This window comes from Streptomyces pathocidini (assembly GCF_001418495.1).
Classification (GTDB): Bacteria; Actinomycetota; Actinomycetes; order Streptomycetales; family Streptomycetaceae; genus Streptomyces; species Streptomyces pathocidini.
This window is the reverse complement of the sequence record NZ_LIQY01000256.1, coordinates 1-1,545: the sequence shown is the minus strand read 5'-3', so window position 1 is coordinate 1,545 and position 1,545 is coordinate 1. Positions and strand designations below refer to the sequence as shown.

Genomic DNA, 1,545 nt, shown 5'->3' with positions numbered 1-1,545 from the left:
TCTCCTGGTAGAAGGGCAGCCGCTGCCGCGTCCCGCGGATGGCCCCGCGCTCCAGGTCCGCGTTCTTGAAGCGGAAGCCCAGCGAGCCGAAGGCGTCCAGGATCGCCTGCTGCGCCGGAAGCGGGTGCACGTTGATCGGATCCAGATCGCCCGAGTCCACCGCCCGCGCGATCTCCAACTCCGTCGTCACTCCCACGTTCATCCCCGTGAGGTGATGGCCGAGGAACGTCGTGACCGGAGTCTCCCAGGGGATCTCGAGCCCGAACGGCACCGCGTGCACCGCACCCGGCTGCACCTCGAACGCTCCGCCCAGGCGCTGCTTGTGNNCTCGCTGTCCCCGCTCTCCACCTCAACCCGCGCCTGCAAGCCGACGGACAGTCCCTCGATCTGCTGAGCCACGGAGCCGCCCTGGATCCGCACCTCGCCCTGCACCACCCCACCCGGCACGACATTCGCCTCGGTGAGCACCGTCTCCACCGACGCCCCACCGGCACCCAGGCTCGCGAGCAGCTTCTTGAAGCCCATCGTTCTTCCTCCCCGATCCGAGCCGAGCCCCACGGCCCGACCTCCTCCGTCCCTGCTTCTGCCTTATATACACGCGGCGACCGCGATCGGTTCCATCCGCGTGCGGCAGCCCGCGGCAGAGGCCGCAACGCCCCACTGCACTACGCTCGGAGCGCATGCCGCACCGTACGCCGATCACCCGCGACTTCTTCGACCGCCCCGTGCTCGAAGTCGCCCCCGACCTCCTCGGTCGCACCCTCGTCCGCACGACCTCCGACGGTCCGATCGAACTGCGGCTGACGGAAGTAGAGGCGTACAACGGTCCCACCGACCCCGGCTCCCACGCGTACCGCGGCCGCACCCGGCGAAACGCCGCGATGTTCGGCCCACCCGGACACGCGTACGTCTACTTCATCTACGGCATGTGGTTCTCCGTGAACCTCGTGTGCGGGCCCGTCGACAGTGCCGGCGCAGTGCTGCTCCGGGCGGGTGAGATCACGACGGGCAGCGAACTGGCGCAGAAGCGCCGGCCCACGGCCCGCAAGGAGAGCGAACTCGCCAAGGGCCCGGCGCGGTTGGCGACGGCCCTCGACATCGACCGCACACTCGACGGATCCGACATCTGCGCAGGTCCCGGCGCCCCCTTCGAACTGCTCGCGGGTGAGCCCGCGCGTGCCGATCGGATCCGCACGGGCCCGCGTACGGGGGTCAGCGGCGATGGCGCGGTCCACCCCTGGCGCTTCTGGATCGAGGGCGATCCGACCGTCAGCCCGTACCGCGCCCACACCCCTCGTCGTCGCCAGCCCTCGATTTGACTCCGCCTCCCGGGACCGCCTAACGTTGCCCGAGCCGCTTGAGACGGGGAGAACGCGGGAACAGCCGCAAGGCCGGTCAACCCACGAACCCACAAGCGGCAAACCTATCGCTACGAGGAACCCCTCATCGGGGAGAGTTTCGCTGTGTCGAAATTCGAACCGAAAGGCTCGATTATGAGTCGCCGGGGAAATCCGCTAAAGTAGCGAACACCGAAGGGAAGCGCCC

At 68.9% G+C, this 1,545-nt stretch carries 1 protein-coding gene and 2 pseudogenes; 1 reads left to right on the top strand and 2 read right to left on the bottom strand.

From position 1 onward, the window contains the following. A pseudogene (locus tag AOK16_RS28255) lies at positions 1–325 on the bottom strand (sporulation protein); the annotation flags it as partial. Positions 326–327: 2 nt separating this feature from the next. Then, positions 328–525 (bottom strand): annotated as a pseudogene (locus AOK16_RS28250) (sporulation protein); the annotation flags it as partial. 155 nt (positions 526–680) lie between these two features. Between AOK16_RS28250 and AOK16_RS13885 the strand changes: the two are divergent. Continuing rightward, a complete protein-coding gene (locus AOK16_RS13885) occupies positions 681–1,319 on the top strand; it encodes a DNA-3-methyladenine glycosylase (protein ID WP_055472583.1) in 639 nt (212 codons plus the stop codon). The last annotated feature ends 226 nt before the right edge of the window (positions 1,320–1,545 follow it).